Source organism: Burkholderia paludis (assembly GCF_000732615.1).
GTDB lineage: Bacteria > Pseudomonadota > Gammaproteobacteria > Burkholderiales > Burkholderiaceae > Burkholderia > Burkholderia paludis.
Window position 1 is genome coordinate 213,396 of sequence record NZ_JPGL01000001.1, and the last position, 15,914, is coordinate 229,309.

At 57.5% G+C, this 15,914-nt stretch carries 24 protein-coding genes; 3 read left to right on the top strand and 21 right to left on the bottom strand.

The genetic code is table 11. The features are described from left to right. Positions 1-10 precede the first annotated feature (10 nt). From GQ56_RS0101000 to GQ56_RS0101075, 19 genes are all read right to left on the bottom strand, one after another. The gene (locus GQ56_RS0101000) at positions 11-217 is read right to left on the bottom strand and encodes a hypothetical protein (protein ID WP_031396869.1); all 207 of its coding nucleotides are present in this window, start codon (positions 215-217) and stop codon (positions 11-13) included. A gap of 5 nt (positions 218-222) precedes the next feature. After that, positions 223-429 carry a hypothetical protein gene (locus GQ56_RS0101005; RefSeq protein ID WP_017880869.1) on the bottom strand — a complete coding sequence of 69 codons (207 nt, stop codon included), beginning with the start codon at positions 427-429 and terminating at the stop codon, positions 223-225. After that, complete coding sequence (locus GQ56_RS0101010; protein ID WP_031396870.1) at positions 426-755, bottom strand: hypothetical protein; 330 nt, start codon at positions 753-755, stop codon at positions 426-428. Before GQ56_RS0101010 ends, GQ56_RS0101005 begins: the two co-directional genes overlap by 4 nt. 15 nt (positions 756-770) lie before the next feature. After that, the gene (locus GQ56_RS0101015; RefSeq protein WP_031396871.1) at positions 771-1,061 is read right to left on the bottom strand and encodes a hypothetical protein; all 291 of its coding nucleotides are present in this window, start codon (positions 1,059-1,061) and stop codon (positions 771-773) included. Then, entirely contained in the window at positions 1,058-1,339 is a 282-nt protein-coding gene (locus GQ56_RS0101020; protein WP_031396872.1) for a hypothetical protein, read from the bottom strand. The genes GQ56_RS0101015 and GQ56_RS0101020 overlap by 4 nt, the downstream gene beginning before the upstream one ends. After that, positions 1,336-1,515, bottom strand: a complete 180-nt coding sequence (locus tag GQ56_RS43750) for a hypothetical protein (RefSeq protein WP_152601593.1) — start codon at positions 1,513-1,515, stop codon at positions 1,336-1,338. Before GQ56_RS43750 ends, GQ56_RS0101020 begins: the two co-directional genes overlap by 4 nt. 11 nt (positions 1,516-1,526) lie before the next feature. Continuing rightward, entirely contained in the window at positions 1,527-2,288 is a 762-nt protein-coding gene (locus tag GQ56_RS39075) for a hypothetical protein (protein ID WP_052007096.1), read from the bottom strand. Next, on the bottom strand, positions 2,285-2,563 hold the full coding sequence (locus GQ56_RS0101030) for a hypothetical protein (protein ID WP_031396874.1): 279 nt from the start codon (positions 2,561-2,563) through the stop codon (positions 2,285-2,287). Before GQ56_RS0101030 ends, GQ56_RS39075 begins: the two co-directional genes overlap by 4 nt. Continuing rightward, the gene (locus GQ56_RS43755; RefSeq protein ID WP_152601594.1) at positions 2,560-2,784 is read right to left on the bottom strand and encodes a hypothetical protein; all 225 of its coding nucleotides are present in this window, start codon (positions 2,782-2,784) and stop codon (positions 2,560-2,562) included. The genes GQ56_RS0101030 and GQ56_RS43755 overlap by 4 nt, the downstream gene beginning before the upstream one ends. A 10-nt stretch (positions 2,785-2,794) precedes the next feature. After that, the gene (locus GQ56_RS0101035; RefSeq protein ID WP_031396875.1) at positions 2,795-3,103 is read right to left on the bottom strand and encodes a hypothetical protein; all 309 of its coding nucleotides are present in this window, start codon (positions 3,101-3,103) and stop codon (positions 2,795-2,797) included. Positions 3,104-3,129: 26 nt separating this feature from the next. Next, a complete protein-coding gene (locus GQ56_RS43760) occupies positions 3,130-3,348 on the bottom strand; it encodes a hypothetical protein (protein WP_152601595.1) in 219 nt (72 codons plus the stop codon). Beyond that, positions 3,345-3,989 carry a hypothetical protein gene (locus tag GQ56_RS0101040; RefSeq protein ID WP_031396876.1) on the bottom strand — a complete coding sequence of 215 codons (645 nt, stop codon included), beginning with the start codon at positions 3,987-3,989 and terminating at the stop codon, positions 3,345-3,347. The genes GQ56_RS43760 and GQ56_RS0101040 overlap by 4 nt, the downstream gene beginning before the upstream one ends. A 17-nt stretch (positions 3,990-4,006) precedes the next feature. Beyond that, entirely contained in the window at positions 4,007-4,285 is a 279-nt protein-coding gene (locus GQ56_RS43765) for a hypothetical protein (RefSeq protein WP_152601596.1), read from the bottom strand. A gap of 21 nt (positions 4,286-4,306) precedes the next feature. Next, positions 4,307-4,597, bottom strand: coding sequence for a hypothetical protein (locus GQ56_RS0101045; protein WP_031396877.1), 291 nt, complete (start codon positions 4,595-4,597; stop codon positions 4,307-4,309). A gap of 4 nt (positions 4,598-4,601) precedes the next feature. After that, positions 4,602-4,916, bottom strand: a complete 315-nt coding sequence (locus GQ56_RS0101050; protein WP_031396878.1) for a hypothetical protein — start codon at positions 4,914-4,916, stop codon at positions 4,602-4,604. 196 nt (positions 4,917-5,112) lie between these two features. Further along, complete coding sequence (locus tag GQ56_RS0101060) at positions 5,113-5,520, bottom strand: hypothetical protein (protein WP_031396879.1); 408 nt, start codon at positions 5,518-5,520, stop codon at positions 5,113-5,115. A 124-nt stretch (positions 5,521-5,644) separates the two neighbouring features. Beyond that, entirely contained in the window at positions 5,645-5,767 is a 123-nt protein-coding gene (locus GQ56_RS46880) for a hypothetical protein (protein WP_265183101.1), read from the bottom strand. A gap of 862 nt (positions 5,768-6,629) precedes the next feature. Beyond that, positions 6,630-7,010, bottom strand: coding sequence for a hypothetical protein (locus GQ56_RS0101070; RefSeq protein ID WP_031396880.1), 381 nt, complete (start codon positions 7,008-7,010; stop codon positions 6,630-6,632). Positions 7,011-7,248: 238 nt separating this feature from the next. Beyond that, positions 7,249-8,007, bottom strand: coding sequence for a hypothetical protein (locus tag GQ56_RS0101075; RefSeq protein ID WP_031396881.1), 759 nt, complete (start codon positions 8,005-8,007; stop codon positions 7,249-7,251). A 475-nt stretch (positions 8,008-8,482) separates the two neighbouring features. Between GQ56_RS0101075 and GQ56_RS42915 the strand changes: the two genes are divergently transcribed. Further along, positions 8,483-9,052 carry an HNH endonuclease signature motif containing protein gene (locus GQ56_RS42915; RefSeq protein WP_161788538.1) on the top strand — a complete coding sequence of 190 codons (570 nt, stop codon included), beginning with the start codon at positions 8,483-8,485 and terminating at the stop codon, positions 9,050-9,052. A gap of 232 nt (positions 9,053-9,284) precedes the next feature. Here the strand turns inward: GQ56_RS42915 and GQ56_RS0101085 are convergent, their stop codons facing one another. Both GQ56_RS0101085 and GQ56_RS0101090 read right to left on the bottom strand, forming a co-directional pair. After that, complete coding sequence (locus GQ56_RS0101085; protein ID WP_031396883.1) at positions 9,285-11,804, bottom strand: bifunctional DNA primase/polymerase; 2,520 nt, start codon at positions 11,802-11,804, stop codon at positions 9,285-9,287. After that, positions 11,794-12,345, bottom strand: a complete 552-nt coding sequence (locus tag GQ56_RS0101090; RefSeq protein ID WP_031396884.1) for a hypothetical protein — start codon at positions 12,343-12,345, stop codon at positions 11,794-11,796. Before GQ56_RS0101090 ends, GQ56_RS0101085 begins: the two co-directional genes overlap by 11 nt. Before the next feature lie 205 nt (positions 12,346-12,550). Between GQ56_RS0101090 and GQ56_RS0101095 the strand changes: the two genes are divergently transcribed. Both GQ56_RS0101095 and GQ56_RS0101100 read left to right on the top strand, forming a co-directional pair. Continuing rightward, on the top strand, positions 12,551-14,335 hold the full coding sequence (locus GQ56_RS0101095) for a phage terminase large subunit family protein (RefSeq protein ID WP_031396885.1): 1,785 nt from the start codon (positions 12,551-12,553) through the stop codon (positions 14,333-14,335). Then, the gene (locus GQ56_RS0101100; RefSeq protein WP_152601597.1) at positions 14,301-15,884 is read left to right on the top strand and encodes a hypothetical protein; all 1,584 of its coding nucleotides are present in this window, start codon (positions 14,301-14,303) and stop codon (positions 15,882-15,884) included. The genes GQ56_RS0101095 and GQ56_RS0101100 overlap by 35 nt, the downstream gene beginning before the upstream one ends. Positions 15,885-15,914 lie beyond the last annotated feature (30 nt).

Genomic DNA, 15,914 nt, shown 5'->3' on the forward strand with positions numbered 1-15,914 from the left:
TGATTCTACGCTATGCGGAAGCGGTTTCGGGAGCGCAGCGGCCCCAGTTGCTGACTACTTTGTGGCTGGTCGCCGTCGTGCGCTCGACGTAGCCATACCCGCCCTCGTTGGCGAGCTGCTTGGCATGGGTCTCAGCGTTCCTCTGCGACCGGAATTCCCGGACGCGGTACTTGCCGGCCGTGGTCGTGAAGCGGGTGCGGTAGATCGGTTTGCTCATATCTTTCACGATGTGAAATTCGGATCATGCAGGGTGCGCCACGCGGCATCCCGAGCCTTTCGGCCCGACATCCCCTGCCTCTTGAACTGTTCGGTCAGCTGCCGGCGCGCACGCCGGTCGGCCATGTCCGGGTTCGCGTACAGGTCCAGCTCCAGTTCAGCGATACGCGCTTCCAGGCGCTGGATGTACTCCAGCAGTTGCTCGGGGTTCATCCGTGCGCCTCTTCCAACTGGTTGGCCAGTTCAGTAGCCCCTTTGAGGACTTCTTCCAGGCACACGTGGTGATCGGAGATCACGTCCCACCCGTCATTTCCGTAGACCAGGTGAACCGACCCGACGTGCGTACCGTCTTTCCAGAGGCGCAGATACTCTTCTTCACATGCGAACAGCGCGGCGAGGATCTTGTCCTTGTCGGTGCTCTTCGAAATCGCAGTGCCTTCTCCGTCGAATACACTCAGCTTGAACCCCGCGGCCAAGGCGTCGACGACGATCTTTTCGACGATCTGCTTCTCGATCGCGATTCGTTGTTGTACGTTCATGTGTTGATCCTTGGTTCAACTTGCACTTGCACTTGCGACGTGCAGCCGCCGGTTATCGAAGGCAAAGTTCTCGGCTTCGTCCAGCCCTGCGTTGAAGGGGCCGATCACGTCATAGACCAGCACTGATTTCGCACCGTTCGCAAACAGCTGCAACGCCTTCGTATCGCGACTGGTTTCCTGGTAGTGCGTGTCGATCGACCACTCGTCCTTCTCGTTGATCCACTCGACCGCATAGAAGGTTCGCGTCTCATCACTTGTGAAGTCGAGCGAGGGAAGGCGCTGGATTTTGGGGTTGTTCAGGCTCATTCAACGCTCCCGAATTGACGCTCGATGGCGTGAATCTCCATCGGGTTGTGCTCACGCAGGTACGCCAGTGCCTTCTTGTGATACTCGCTACCTACTCGCGCCTGATCGACCACGAACTTCCATGCGACATAATCGTTGAGGAACACGTCGTCATCGTCACAGCACTGGAGCTGATACCGGCCGCATTCAGAACCATCGCAGGTGAAGATCGACCAGCCCTCTCCGACCGCCTGCTCATTGTCGAACTCGCGCGGGGTGTTGGGGTTGTTCAGGCTCATTGCGGTGCATCTCCCTCATGAGCGGTAGCGGGGCCACTGCTCTCGTAGTCGAAAGCTTCGGAACCCTGCTGTTCGAATACGTCCAGTGCGGCCTTCTTCGCTTCTTCCACGTTGGACGCTTCGAAGTCGCACGTGTAGTACGTCGGCCGCGCGACAGTGATGGTGAATCTAGTCATATTTTTTCACCTCACATAACCTGGAGACGGACAACACCTGTAACGGTGTCACGTTGCGCCCAGTACAGGGCTTCAGCCGCTTCTCGTGCGTCGGCCTGACGCTCGTCGGCGAGTTCGGCTAGGAACTCGCCGATATGTTCGTGCGCGACTTCCTTGATGTAGTCGTAGGCATTGCTCTCGATACCCCATAGATCCTTCGACACCAAATAGTCGAGTTCCACATCGGTGTCGGGGTCGTGGTCCGCCTTGCCGAGATACATGACGCACACGCCGACGTAGTTCCACTGGTCGTTGCACCAGCCACGCAGGAACTCGTAGTCGCGGCGTACCGCCTCGGCACGAATCTCGCCTCGCGTAAGTGGCTTTTTCGGATCTCGCCCGGGGAGCGCCACTGTTTCAACTTGATCCGCACTGTACTTGTAGATGTGCGAGACAAACCCGCGTTGCACGATGGTTGGCTTTTCGCCCTTCCGAATCCTGCGCACGGTTCGGGGTCGAGCCAAGTGCTCGATCAGCTCAGCCTTCGCCTTGTCGCTCAAGCCCCACCCGTCTCGCTTCGCGATCTTGTTGGCTTCCTGGACGTCGTAGAAGCGCTTGCTACCACTATCGGTGTTCAAGATACGTTCACCGGGGCGCTTGTCACGTCGCGTCCATTCGGAAACCGGCCCATGTCCGTCAAAGTTTTTCCACGGCTCGCCGTTGTCGCAGTCGTCTCGCAGAAATACCTTGAAGACGTAGCCTTCCTTCTCGATCACTTCGCCGTCGTAGATCATTCGTGACCTCCGTACGCCGATTCGATCGGCTTCCCTGAGTGGACACAGACCATGTTCGTGTCTTCCCAGTTGATGTCCATTGCGATCACCTTCCAGCCGCCGTGCTTGTCATTGGCGATGATCGCGTCGCGGACAAGACCTGCGTTCTCCTGCGCAGCTTTGAATGAAAGCGCCTCGCAGTCCGATGTGATGAAGTAGCACGGATAGCCGCCCGGCCAGGCGTAGGGACCGTGGGCCATTGCCTTGTTGAAGTCGAAGACGTGGCGGATATTCATGACTGGAACGTCCCTTCAACGTACTGACCGCGTAGAAATTCGACGATTGTTGAATCCTTGGCATGTCGGGCTTCTCCTACGGAGTAGTCAATCAGGAGCGAGTTGTCGCTGCTGCCGCTACCACACGGATGTGTGATGGGTCGCAGAAGCTCGTTGACTGCGTCATAGGTATCTTGGTCAGTGCGCGCATCAACGAGAAGTGTGACTGTGACGATCTTCACGTGCATCTCCTCAGAAGATGTATTCTTCGTTGTGATACACCGTCAGCGCCACCGGGGTGTCGGCTGTCGTATAGGCGTTGTAGGTGATGCCCGTAACCTTCGCACCGGTCTCTTTCTCGAATCGGGAGATATCCCGCTTGATATGCTCGCTCAGCTTAAATTGGAGCACATCCCGAGCGAGTTTCACCTCTCGCTTTGTGTACGGCGCAGGAGGTTCAACTTGAACCGTTGCGTCCGTGGTGAGTTTTTCGACAGCAGCCGCAGCCAATGCGTTTGCGTGGTCTTCATTCGTGTTCGTGGCCAGTTCTTGGGTGCTCATGTTTTGATCCGTGGTGGTGAATCGTTTTAGATTTGCTTCAGTACCGTAGCGCTGCTGTTGTCCGGGTCTGCACGACACAATCGCAAATACGCCGCCCCCATCTCGCGCGCTTTCTTGGAGGTCGGGAAACGTGCCGCCTCAGCGAAGTTGTATGTACCGCCGTAACCTCGGGGGTCATCGCCTTGACCGCATAAAAATCCGCCGTTTGACTTGTTGTGGTAAAACACGACGAACCCCTTGGTCATGCTGGCACTCCCTCGCGCTCCTCACGCACCCTGTCGTAGCTCGGGTCGCTGTACTTCGCGAAGAGATGCGGGAACGCTTCCTCGATTCGTCGACAGTTCGACATGTCAGCGTTGATCCATGCGTGGGCGATCTTTCGGGCGAACTCGCCCGCAAAGTCCCGCATGTTGAATGCCATCCGTTGCCGATCCGCGTATGGTCGCGATGAGATCGGATGCGGACGCTGCTTCAGGCACATGCGACCATGCTGTGCGTACATGGCTGCGAGACGCTGTTCGTGGGTCTCCTGCATACCTGCGAAATGCTCGAGCATCGCCGTCAGGTGGAGAATCACGTCACGTTCGTTGAGGGATTCGGCTCGATCGGTTACGGTCCGCTGGTCCTCCAGCTCGTAATACCAGGCCTTGCGCAGACGCGGGCCGTCCTCGTGGTTCTTGATGACCATGCCGCACTGCTTGGCCATGTTGTCGATGAGCACGTCGAGCGGCAGGTTCACGTCGCGTTGTTCATCGTTCAGTTGCTCGAACACGCTTGCAGTAAGCACGATCTGCAATGCACGTTCGACGTAGGGTGCGCGCTGGCCAGCATCGCTCATCATCTCTTCGAAACTTTCAAACGGGCCGTAGGTGGTGGTGTTGCCCATGATGTTTGATCCTTGGTTCAAGTTGAACCAATCAGAGCGTCAAACTCTTCTTGGTCAAGGTGGTAGTTGCGTTGCGATTGCGCGTCCCCTGTTACGAGGCGTGCCGCGTCCTCCCATGTTTCAGCAGTGTTTCGCTTACAACCATAGACAAAGTAGTCCCAATGCCCGTCTTCACGCGGCACGATGAAGACCGGAAGGCCCTTCACCAGCGCGCAATCAACGATCGGCTTGCCCGTGATGCTCGGGCATTGACCTTTTCGCCATTCAACGGGATTGGGCCGACGCGAGAACCACATGACCCCTCCTAGAAAATCCGATCAGTTATAGACCGGCTCCAGCGGCAGATGCGTTGCCGCGCTGCTGAACTCCTGCAGAACGTCGCGGATGACTCGCGCGTTGCGTCGATTGAGAAGCAGCGTCGCGCACATGCGATCGAACGTTACCTGCTCGATCTTGCTCGTGATCGCGCCATGCTCTTCTTGATAGAACTTGAGCAGGCGTTGCCTGAGTTTTGCCGGTACGGTGGTTGAGCATTCGTGTTCGGCACACTCACGCTGCGTGGCAAACTCCCTGCCGTCCGAACTGGTGTACTTGCGGATCTCGCGCATCGCACTACCCCTGGCAAGGTTGCGACTGGGAATGCTGGGTGGCCTGCTGTACGAACTCCAACCCGTCGAGTTCGGCCCTGCCACTCTTGATCTGATCAAGGATCGTCTCGACGTGCCGGAGGTTGTTAATGACCCCGTCGACGATCTTCATAAGCGGCTCGTCCTGCAACGCAACGCCGCACGACGCCTTCGCATACTCGTCGTTGATGATCTGCGCCAGGTTGTCGGGCAATACCACGGTCACTTCGTGGCGCAGTGCCTCGACGTAGTTGGTGAACTGCCGGCCATCGGCCGTCACATATGTCTCGATAGTCTTCATGGTGGTGGGTTCTCTTCAGGGAATGCAGGCCGATCTATGTCAGCTCGCGAACACGGTCAAGATCGGTCGAATATCCTGCTCGCTGTCTTCACGCGACTTGAACAGTTCGTCGATTGCGTCAAACAGCTGGGGGGCTTCGGAATAGATAGCGTTCATGGTCTTCGTCGTTTCTTCTTGTTGGTTCTCAGGCGATGGTTCAAGTTGAACCTATCGGGTATGGGTCGACTTCCTGAAACAGCGCGTGGTGAAACACATCGTGCAGGTAGGCCTTGATGCTGTTCCGGTTACGGCCAGTGATCCGGATAACAGCCCCCGTGTCGAGCGATGGCGTGACGATCACGTGGTGTTCCGACCATCCGTCGTACATCCCGTGTCGGTTCATGTGGTGAAAATCAGCTTGAAATACCAGCTTGTTGCTCTTGCATTCGTCTTCGAGCAGTTGCGTGCCCGAGTCAAGGCCCGAGCCTGAAGGAAGCATGTCGAGCAGCTTTCCGAGACGTACTTTGTGGGTTGGAAGGACAGGGCTGCGCGCGGACTTGCAGCGCTCGATAGTCGCGAGCGTGGACGCAATCGCGGCATAAAGCGGCGTGGTGGTGGTGATCATGATTCCTATCGGAATGGTTTTGTCAGAGGCTCTATATGCCGCTGGCGTTGTTTTTGGCTAGGTGGGTATACGGGAGATCCCGCAAGGCCCGCCCGGACCTGGGAAAACGGTCTGGCCCGCAGATTCAGCCGAAGAAGTTCGTCCACACCCCGATCACGGCCAGTATCATGGTCGCGAGGACGCACAGTCTGCCGATGATGCGATCGGCGGAATCGGCGGTAGCCAGCTCGCGAGCGGTGAGTTCCACCCGTACGTTCCAGCCGCGGATGTTTCGAGTCGTCGAGACCGTGGTCGTCCGCACATAGGCTCGGGCATCGTGAATGGAGCGCGGGGCACGAGCTGGAGCGAGGGCGACGAGCGCGCGGCCGGCTACTGGAGCACGAGCTGGAGCTAGAGCACGAGCTGGAGCGGTAGCGAGCAGCGCGTTGCTATGCGCGGTCTCGATTACTTGCTGCGAGGGGGACAAGCATATCCGGTTTACAGGTGTAATTTTCATTGTCGTTAGTATTTATCGTATAAATGCGACAGAAATCCAGCGGCGGACGCGTGGGGACGATTTACTGACATGGGTGCGGATTCAATTCGTTCTTTATATAAAGCTAGAACTATCAGATAGATGCGATTTCGCAATGAAGTCGAATTCCAGTCGTCTCCAAGACATGAGCTTGTTCTCTTCCCTCTTCTTCTTTGGAACGGGAAGGGAAAGAGAAAAAGAAGAGAAATTAGATAGCTAAGTCTTTGATTACAGACGACAAACCAATGAAACTATCAGATAGTTGACGCTGCGCTCTGCAACCCTCCTGGCCATTGACCGGAGCTGGAGCCGTAGGGGGCCTGGCAGCGGACTAGGGACAAGGAAAATTATGTTGCATAAAAACAACACAGTTTCAGGTGCCGGGTTACGCTCCGCACATTCGCTACCGCTCCCGCAAAATCTCCCAGTCCAACTATCAGATATATGTGCGCGTTTCGCGTGACGCGGAATACCGTGCGATTAACCATTTCGGTTCAAGTTGAACGTTTGCACTCGCTTAATTTCCCACTTATCGAGTGCTCCCCATGCCAATAGCGACACAATCGCCAATCCCGCTACCACTCCCGCGACCATGTCAGCGCCCTCCGCGTAGCGCGCGCAACGTTGCTCCGTCGCGGACGGTCGCACCCCACGCCTCGACCAGCCGGCCGAGATCGCATCGGACCTCCTGAACCTGCACTTCACGCCTGTATCGCGCCTCTGCGGCCCGCTGCCGCTTCCGCGTCATGGGTCGCGCTACCACTTCTGCCGCAGGAGCGGTAGCGGCTTCACGGGCGAACTCGGGCCACTCCTCTTCCGGGAGGTTGGCGCGGATCATCGCAATGCACGCCAGCCGCTCTGCGCGCTCGCCGTGCTGCTGATCGAACCAGAACGCGCGCTGATACTGGCGCTGCGCGTCAAGGCCGCTGGAAATCGCTTTCGAATAGTTGCTGATCGTCGGATCAAGGTAGCGCATTGGAATTCTCCGGATGGTTCAACTTGCACTTTTCATCCAGTTTCTGGATCAAGCCGCCTACTGGGCGCTACTACGCCTGCCGTAGAGGCATGACCGGATTCGTGGATGTGGAGCTGCCCCAGCGACGGGCGCATGAGCGGTAGCGCCGGCCCCTATAGGGAGAAGAAAAAGGAACGACTCACGCCACCACGCGCGAGTCGTTCAAACCCGCCCAGTCTGGCAACTAGGCGGGATTGACTTATGCCGCTACCGTCTCGGTGTCAGCGACTGCGATATCCAAGGCTGCTGCTGCCTGAACGTCAGCGAGGATCGTTTGCGCAAAGAACTGCCGATCCGCATCGGACATGCCAGCCATAACCGCACGCACGGATTCGGCGAAACGTGCCGCGTTTTCGCGTGACACGTCCGCAACGCTGCGGTTATCGGCTTCTTTCACCTCTGCGGCCGTCGCTTGTGCAGGCTGTGCATCGCTCGCGGGCGCTTCAGTCGTGCCGCTCGTCACTTCAGACGGAGTTTTTGCGGTTGCGCCTTTCGGTTCGCGATTACCCGCCGCTTTCGCGAAACCAAACGCGGCAAACAACGCGTCTTGCGACGTGCAACCCATGCCGAGCAGCCAAGCGCGCACGATACCGGCCGCATCTTCATCTTTCTCAGCATTCGCAATTTCAGTCACAGGCGCACCCTTATCAGCCGCTTGTTTCGCAATGCCAACCGACTTTTCAGCGTAGCGCTTCGCGGTCGGAAACGCGGCACGCGTTGCGCTTACGCGATCGGCCGCGCCCATCTCCACCCACTTTTTACCGGCGCGTTGCTCGGCGATTTGCTCGCTCAAAACGTCAATCAAGCGGGCCGCATAGCCGCGCGCCCCGTGATTGTCGTCCCGAAGGCAGAGCGCGACGATTGCCGAGTAAGCGCGCGTGATTGCGCTGCGCTCCGTGCCGATGATTTCTTTAGCGGCATAGGTTGCCGCGCCCGTTGCGATTTGAAAGTCAGCCATGTTAGTACCCCTAAACGTAGGTTGCGAATGGCGCGGGATTGCGCCGTTTGCTTTGGTTCAACTTGCACCTTTCATCTACTGCGCTGCGAAAGGTTCAACGTTGCACCTTTGGGAGTGCCCCGTGCGCAAGGCGCACGAAGCCCCGCCGCAGCGCGTAGGGCTTGTGTACCTTGGCGCTGCGTCACTGCATCTACCACGGTTATAAGGATACCAAGGTTTTATTGAAGGGTGTTGCGCTGCAGTTTCGACTATGGTAGGGGCATTGATTTTCAGTTTTTCGATTTTAGAACCATAGTATGCTTTATACTTAACACGCTACCGCCCCTGCCCGAACTGCCGGAAAGCGCCACTGCGATCGAAACATTCGGTAACAACATTTCGGGGCCAGAAGTTGACGGCACAGGCCAGTTGGACTCCGAATGGTCCAAGGCCCTGCTCGCGGATCAGGGCACGAACACATGACGACGGGATGACGATGGAGAAAGAGAAACTAAAGCGCCAGGACTTTACGGTTGAAATGGCCCGCGAGCACTTTGGTTACGACCCAGTAGCAGGTCGCGCTATTCGTCTGACTAATAGCGCCAGGGGACCGCGCTCGGCTGGAAAAGTAGCAAGTTGCCCACACAAACCGTCAGGCTTCAGACAGATTGTTTTCAAAACCATTTCGATATATGAACACCACATGGTGTGGGCACTTGTCTATGGGTATTGGCCCACCGGCTCGATTCGCCATCGCGACGATGACAAACAAAACAACCGGATCGAGAACCTGTTTGACCCCTCTCAAGTTGTAACCGTAAGTAACTTTGCAGATACGAAAGACGCTTTCCCTGGGGTCATCGTCACTAACTCCGGAAACTACAGGGCGACCATTTATCGAGATAAGGCAATCCATCTCGGCACGTTCTCAAGCCCTGAAGAAGCGCACGAGATGTACCTTGCAGCTAAAGTCGTTCTTCATAGTCCGCTTAACAGAGGAGTAAGTACCGATGAACTGTTAAAACCTCTTTTGATAAGCCGAAAGGGACTTGCCAAGGTAGGTTGAGACAGGTAAAGTTAACAGAGTGCTTGATGATCTGTGGTGGTGAGTCAAGCATGACGAGTTGAGAGACTTGTCTCAGACAGTTGAGGTGGCCAGCCTCTCTGTCAGCCCTCTTCAGGGGCATGTTTTGATCAATGTTAGCTGTTAGATCGCCCCGAGGATTAGCTACCCTCGGGGCGATTTTTTTCGTGCTCGCGTTTCTAATAGTTCTCTTCGCGGTTGTACATGCTCAACATCAGGCGGCGATGGGCTTCGCGCCAGAATGGGCCGTCGATGAACTCTGCTGACCCGGCGCCCCCACAAGTGTGAGGTTTTCGTAGAGTACGTCCTGTCCCCCCAGGTCCGTGGGCGTGATCGAAAGCTTGAATCCGAACTCGGTAGCTAATTCCCGCATCTTGGCCCTGAACTGCGTCGATCCAACAGGCTTGGCAGACCCCGGCCCGACGCAGAAGGACCAATATGTCTGATAAAGCCTCGTTTCCTGCACTGATGTGTGGGCTGAACTCTTCGACCCAGCGGATTCCTGCTGCTGGAGAGCGTTGATCCGCACCTTCCCGCTCTCCGTGAGAAAAAAACGTACTGAGTTGTTAAGGTTCGCTACTTCACGAATGACCTGATTGTGTGAGTCAGGCAGGGTGAACTCGTTGTGCTCCTTCAACCGCCCCATCGACTGCACCGCCCACGCGACGATCGCTTCACGCTCCTCGACCACAATCACATCCCCGAGATCCAGGCGACGCTCAGAAGCCTTCACGGGCCGGTTGAACTGAAGCACGAGCCAGCGACGGTTAAAGCCCTCCGACGTGTCCTCTGTACGCGGATAGTGGTTAGACGCGAACCAGTGGGTACAGATAGGCCGAAATCGGAAGATCTGCCCTCCCTTTAGCTGCCCAGACATCTCCGCGCCGTCGATAATGTCCTTGAAGCGCTGGCCATCGACCAGCTTCTTCTCGCTCAGTTCGCCCGCGACATTGATAATCTTCTCGAACATCTGTGTCGGTAGGAACTTGTCCGACCATTCGTTCGGCGGCACCGCAGCACGTGCGTTATCGGGAACAAGCGACTGCGCGATCTTCAGTAACTGGCTCTTGCCGGACTTCGGCGCACCTTGAAGCAGCACGGCGCGCTGGAAACGCGGGCCGAGACCGAACAACGTAACGGCCAGCGCCTCTTGAATGGCGTCAAGCTTCTGCTGGTAGTCCTCGTCCTCGCCCCAGCTCTTCTTCAGAAACTCGAAGAACATTGGGCAGTTGCCCGAGATCTCGGGCAGGTAACGAAACGGCAACGTGTAAATCATGCCGTAGCCGGGGTCGTGATTCAGCAGCTTCAGGTCTTCCGTGAGGAAACCGTTCGCGAAGTTCACGCCACGCACGTCGAGCGTACGGATACCCTGCGGCAAGATGGTCTTCATCAGGTTGTGAATGCCGCGGATGTCGTTGAACTTCTTGCATGCGGTCAGATGGCCATAATCGGCCGAGATCTTTGACAGCACGTAGTTGTCGTCGAGCTTTTCCCAGTGCGAACCGGCCCACTTCCAGAGGAAGCCGTTGTGCGCCCGCACGGGGAACATCTGTTCGAGGTCCTTGATGACTGCGCGTGCCACTTCCGACTGGTCTTGACCCTTGATCTCACCCATGCGCAGCTCTTTGATGCGCGCCTTGAGCGAGGAAAGCTTCAGACCCATGCCTCCTGACGTCGAAATGAAGTCGAGGATGCGGTCCTCTTCGAGCTTATTGAGGCTCGACGTCGTGGCCACCTTGTGCAACGCCTTGTCGATCGACTGGCTGCGCTGCGGCGAATCCTTCGGAAAACGCTCGAATTCGTCCAGGAGGAACTGCTTGAGGTCGTCGAAACCCCACTCTTCCTGCTCCTTCGTGAATTCGAGGCTGTACGCCTGCTTCTCTTCATCGGTTAGACCATCGTCCCAGCCGCTTGGAAGCACCTTCTGCTTGTCGTAGACATCACGGTGCAGGAACTTGATCATGTTCTTGACGTGCTTGTCGACGTCGATCGGATCTCCGGCAACGTTCTCAACGAAATCGGCCGCATACGCCTGAAGCATGCCGATGGCTTCCTTCAACGAGCGGTCGCCACGCATAACTGCATACGCGAAGAGGCCTGCGCGCTCTGTCAGCGACGTGTCGCGTGAGCCGGCCGACGCAAAGTCGACCACGCGCGTCCATCCTGAGTGTGACAACTCGACGCCGGCTTCCTGCAACGCAGCGCGCAACATCGACTCGATCTGCTGGTCGAGCGCAGGCAGCATATGGACGACCTCGACCAGTTCGCAGTTCGCCTCGTACGGGCGCTTCGTATCCGGATGGATCGACGGAGGCAGCACGGACTGCGTGCGAGCCGACAGCATTTCGCAAATCGTCTCACCCGACGTGTTCTTGATACGGAACGTCTTCAGGCCTGTGTACTTGAACGCGAGCATCATCCCCTTCTTGCCGATACGGCACCACGGCGATGTCGGCAGAAGGCTCTGGATGATCGACGTCAACCGCTGGTCGACCGTGTCGATGTCCATCATGACGATGCCAGACTGTGGGCCGAGCACGATACCGATGTTCGATGTCGGGCACTGCTCGATCCACGCCTGCTGTTGCTCAGGCTCCACTGGATGATCGAAGTAACGCGACCAGTCGTTTGGGATCGGCTTCTTCTCTTCGGGGTAAAGAGGGATGACGGGCAGGCCCTTCGCGTAGTACCTCGGTGCGGTCTGCGCGAAGATCGGTTGTCGTTCAGTTCTCATTCGAAGACTCTTGTGTGGTGGTGGACGCAGCGTCATCGTCGGAGCGACGAGTGGTGACTACGCTGCGCAGGCGTTCCATGACCTCGGTGCGCTGATCCGGCGACATGCACTCTTCCATGATGCTCAGGACGGTGTCTTGGAAGTCGCGGATCTGCTTGATCCCCAACGCGCGCTCACGAGCTGTCACCAGACGTTCGAGGAGGCTGGTCGCCGTGCGGAAGTACGCCATGCGCTCCGTCTGATCGGATTGAGGGATGGTCTTGCCGTAGTTCTTCAGGTCGGTGAAGACTCGATACAGGTCGATGTCGAGACTCGAATCGATCTGGTCCTCGGTGATCTCGAAATCCGCTATGTCGACCTTCTTTTGTTCAGGTTGAACCTGACGATGAATCAGGTTCGAGATCACTTTCTTGAAATCGACACCGTAGGGGCATGCTTCATCGGCGAGGTAGGCCGCGTTCTCCGTGGCCAAGGTAAGGATCATCTTGATCGACCACTCGACATGATCAGTAATGACCGGATAATGAAAGTCGTTGCTCATAGGGTTCTCGCTGAAGAGGAGTGCAAGGATACCGGCCTGCCTCTCCGCGAAGAATGGAAATCACGACGTCTATCTGCTAAATGCTCGCCTCTATCATCTGATACCCGCTCAAGGGACAACAACAGCTCAATTCATCAGATTTTCTTTGTGCTCCGATGACTGGCCGCGTAAGAATAACGCCTGCTTAGATGGCCGAATCATCTCCATGCCAAACCAGTATCTCCAACAGCTCTACGAACGCGCAGCGAACCGCTGGTCGAAAGACCGCGCGTCGATGACGTATGGCGACTGGATCTGCGAGAACACCACGCACAACGACAGAGCCTTCTCGTTCAAGCGTTACCCCTTCCAGAAGCAGATCGCGGACGACATGCACGACAACCTCGACTGCATCAAGCCGTCGCAGGTTGGTCTGACCGAAGTGCAGATCCGCAAGGTGCTCGCGTTCATAGCTCGCAACCGTGGCGTAAACGTCATCTACACGCTGCCCGACGAGACTATGATGGAGCGTATCTCGGTCGGCCGCGTTCGACCGCTCGTCGACGAGGAACACGCATTCAACCTTGAATCCCTCGGTGGCAAGAAGCCGACGCGCACTAAAGAAATCATTCAGGTCGGCAAGAGCTTCCTCTACCTCACCGCTGCCGGCGAAGGGGCCGCGACATCCATCTCCGCAGACATGGTCGTGAACGACGAAGTGGACTTGACCGACCAGTCGATGCTTGCCCTCTTCAACTCGCGACTTCAAGGCTCGGACTGGAAACTGAACCACCGATTTTCGACGCCGACCTTCCAGGACTACGGCATCGACCAGACATTCAAGGTCAGCGACCAGCACGAGTACATGCTCAAGTGTGCTTGCTGCAACCACTGGCAGGTGCCCGACTTCGAGCGCCCGTTCGTCCGAATCCCTGGCCTTCCTGACAGTCTCGACTTCGAGGAAATCGACGAAGCGATGATCGACGCCGGCGCGATCGACCTCGACGCCGCCTCGATCCACTGCGAGCACTGCGGTGCGCCCCTGAACCTTGGTAACCATGAGCGCCGTGCATGGGTGCCAAAGTACCCGCAACGCAAGCATGCGCGCGGCTACCGCGTGCGCGCCTTCTCTACCGAGCGCCTACCGCCCAAGTACATCCTGCGGCAGCTCTTCATCTACAAGCGCAAGGACTTCATCCGAGGCTGGTACAACACCGTGCTTGGGCGCTCCCACACCGGGGGCGACCAACGCCTGAACGACGCGGATATCAACGCAGCCTTCACCGAGTTCCAGCTGGTCCGTCCGTCGAGCAACACGATGCCGGCGTGGCTCGGCATCGACATCGGCCAGACCTGCCACATCGTCGTCGGCGAGGGCTACGACGTGTCGTCGATCCACGTGGTCGAGTTCCTGACCGTGCCAGTCGGCCGCTTGCTGGAGGAGATCGCACGCATCCTGACCGCGTATCGCCTCGTTGCCGGTGGCTGTGACCGTCACCCGTACACACCGACCGCCGAGGCGGTGCGTGACGTGTCACATCGCCGCGTCCTGCCGAACGAGTACCGTGGCTCCAAGGAAATCAATCTCGTCAAGGACCCTGCCGGCGAGATCACGCACATGCAGTCCAACCGGACGCTGCTCCTCGACGAAGTGGCCCGAGCCATCCGGCTGCGCAAGATCAAGTTCTCCGGTTACGGGACGCACCGCTCGGCGATCGTTGAGCACCTGAAAGACATGGTTCGCAATGAAGAACCAGAGAAAGAAGCGGAATGGAAGAAACTGAACGGCAACGATCACTTCTTCCATGCGTTGGGTTTCATGTTGTCTGCCGTGAAGCTGCACACCACCAACGCATCCGCCCTTTTCAACACGGAAACGCGCAGCGTCATCCAGATCGTCGGCGCGACCGTGGGCATGAACGAGACCAGTCAACTCATGCTGGCCAATACCAAACACACCACTGGCAACTTGATCTATGGCAACGACCACCACCCCCAACTCTTCTTCTAAGGGAATCGGCGGGGCGCTCGGCGCGGCGCTCTCCATTATCCTGCCGCGTCGCTCTGCGAAGGGCGGCATGTCGATGCCTGGCACTTATAACCCGAGCGCGCCGACTCAGCTGCTCACGATGCCGACGTATCGTGAGCACTTGACCGACATCTTTAGCTCGCGCACAGCGAACGATTCGCGCACGCTGATCAAGACCCTGCTCGTCCAGGACCCGGACGTGTCGGCTGCAGCCAACGCCTATCTGACCGTGGCCAATACCGACCTGATGGCAGTCGTCTACGACGTGAACGGGATGATCGACCGCGACGGCCAGAAGATCCTCAACGCAGTGATGCAGGGCTACGAGGTCCGAAACGACTACTCCAAGGGCTTTGACTTCAGGCCGTCGTTCAAGGAACTGGCCGAGAACTTCCGGTACATGATCCTCGCGGGCGGATCGTTGCCGTGCGAAATGGTGCTTGACAAGACCTTCGTGCCGACCGAATTTCGCATGCTCGATCCCAAGACCCTCTGGTGGATCGAACCTCAACCGGGTGTCTTCACGCCTGAGCAACGCACGTCGGCGGGTGACACCATCGACCTGACCATTCCGACGTTCTTCTGTAAGTTCTTCCGGCGTGACCCGACGACGATCTACACCTACTCGCCGTTTGTTTCCGCGATCAACACGATCGCCGGCCGGCAGCAGGTGATCAACGACCTGTACCGGATCATGCAGTTGACCGGATACCCGCGTCTCGAAGTGAAGGTGCTGGAAGACGTCATCACGCGCAATGCGCCTCTCGACACGAAAGCCAACCCCGTCAAGTTGCAGCAATACGTCGCAAGTGTGCTAAACGGGATCAGTGGCCAGATCGCGAACATCAGACCGGATCAGGCGTTCATCCATACGGACTCGTCAGAGGTAAAGATGATCAACGACAAGGCGCCGGGGATGGGTATCGACATCTCGTCGATCATAGAGACGCTGAACGCACAGAATCAAGCCGGCCTGCGCACGATGGGGACTATTCTCGGTCGAGGCAACGCTGGCGTGAACACAGCCTCGGTCGAAGCGCGTCTCTTCAGCATGACGGCCGAAGAGATCAACCAGCCGATCGCTGACCTGTTCTCGGACATGTTGACGCTTGCGATCCGCCTGCAAGGATCGCAGTCCCGCGTAGTGTGCAAGTTCCGCCCTGCCGAGATGCGCCCGCTTACCGAACTGGAACCACAGCTCACGATGCGTGCGTCGCGCCTGAAGGCCGACCTGTCGCTGGGCATCATCGACGATGACGAGTACCACCTTGAGATGTACGGACGCATTCGACCCGACTCAGCCCCAATCCTCAGTGGTACGAACTTCATGCCTGGAACGAACGCCCAGGCCATGACCGCTCAAGACAGTCTTGACCAGCCGAACGCTGGTGGTTCTGGAGGAGCGTCTGGAAAGACGAACGGCCCGCACGGCCCTGACGTCAGCAAGGTCAGCCCCAACTCCGACCCGCTCGGCCGGTCGCTTTCTTCAAAAGGCTCAAAGTCTGCCGCGAGTAACGCGGTGAAGCCCTAAAAACTCTTTGACTCTCATTTAGCTGGTCGA

Excerpts from the sequence above, each read along its gene's own strand:
- GQ56_RS0101075 (WP_031396881.1), bottom strand. The coding sequence starts at position 8,007 with ATGGCTGACTTTCAAATCGCAACGGGCGCGGCAACCTATGCCGCTAAA.
- GQ56_RS43750 (WP_152601593.1), bottom strand. The coding sequence starts at position 1,515 with ATGACTAGATTCACCATCACTGTCGCGCGGCCGACGTACTACACGTGC.
- GQ56_RS39075 (WP_052007096.1), bottom strand. The coding sequence starts at position 2,288 with ATGATCTACGACGGCGAAGTGATCGAGAAGGAAGGCTACGTCTTCAAG.
- GQ56_RS43765 (WP_152601596.1), bottom strand. The coding sequence starts at position 4,285 with ATGTGGTTCTCGCGTCGGCCCAATCCCGTTGAATGGCGAAAAGGTCAA.
- GQ56_RS0101095 (WP_031396885.1), top strand. The coding sequence starts at position 12,551 with ATGCCAAACCAGTATCTCCAACAGCTCTACGAACGCGCAGCGAACCGC.
- GQ56_RS0101000 (WP_031396869.1), bottom strand. The coding sequence starts at position 217 with ATGAGCAAACCGATCTACCGCACCCGCTTCACGACCACGGCCGGCAAG.
- GQ56_RS0101050 (WP_031396878.1), bottom strand. The coding sequence starts at position 4,916 with ATGAAGACTATCGAGACATATGTGACGGCCGATGGCCGGCAGTTCACC.
- GQ56_RS0101030 (WP_031396874.1), bottom strand. The coding sequence starts at position 2,563 with ATGAATATCCGCCACGTCTTCGACTTCAACAAGGCAATGGCCCACGGT.
- GQ56_RS0101100 (WP_152601597.1), top strand. The coding sequence starts at position 14,301 with ATGGCAACGACCACCACCCCCAACTCTTCTTCTAAGGGAATCGGCGGG.
- GQ56_RS0101060 (WP_031396879.1), bottom strand. The coding sequence starts at position 5,520 with ATGATCACCACCACCACGCCGCTTTATGCCGCGATTGCGTCCACGCTC.
- GQ56_RS0101070 (WP_031396880.1), bottom strand. The coding sequence starts at position 7,010 with ATGCGCTACCTTGATCCGACGATCAGCAACTATTCGAAAGCGATTTCC.
- GQ56_RS0101090 (WP_031396884.1), bottom strand. The coding sequence starts at position 12,345 with ATGAGCAACGACTTTCATTATCCGGTCATTACTGATCATGTCGAGTGG.
- GQ56_RS0101005 (WP_017880869.1), bottom strand. The coding sequence starts at position 429 with ATGAACCCCGAGCAACTGCTGGAGTACATCCAGCGCCTGGAAGCGCGT.
- GQ56_RS0101040 (WP_031396876.1), bottom strand. The coding sequence starts at position 3,989 with ATGGGCAACACCACCACCTACGGCCCGTTTGAAAGTTTCGAAGAGATG.
- GQ56_RS0101010 (WP_031396870.1), bottom strand. The coding sequence starts at position 755 with ATGAACGTACAACAACGAATCGCGATCGAGAAGCAGATCGTCGAAAAG.
- GQ56_RS43760 (WP_152601595.1), bottom strand. The coding sequence starts at position 3,348 with ATGACCAAGGGGTTCGTCGTGTTTTACCACAACAAGTCAAACGGCGGA.
- GQ56_RS0101085 (WP_031396883.1), bottom strand. The coding sequence starts at position 11,804 with ATGAGAACTGAACGACAACCGATCTTCGCGCAGACCGCACCGAGGTAC.
- GQ56_RS0101020 (WP_031396872.1), bottom strand. The coding sequence starts at position 1,339 with ATGAGCCTGAACAACCCCAACACCCCGCGCGAGTTCGACAATGAGCAG.
- GQ56_RS42915 (WP_161788538.1), top strand. The coding sequence starts at position 8,483 with ATGGAGAAAGAGAAACTAAAGCGCCAGGACTTTACGGTTGAAATGGCC.
- GQ56_RS0101045 (WP_031396877.1), bottom strand. The coding sequence starts at position 4,597 with ATGCGCGAGATCCGCAAGTACACCAGTTCGGACGGCAGGGAGTTTGCC.
- GQ56_RS0101035 (WP_031396875.1), bottom strand. The coding sequence starts at position 3,103 with ATGAGCACCCAAGAACTGGCCACGAACACGAATGAAGACCACGCAAAC.
- GQ56_RS0101015 (WP_031396871.1), bottom strand. The coding sequence starts at position 1,061 with ATGAGCCTGAACAACCCCAAAATCCAGCGCCTTCCCTCGCTCGACTTC.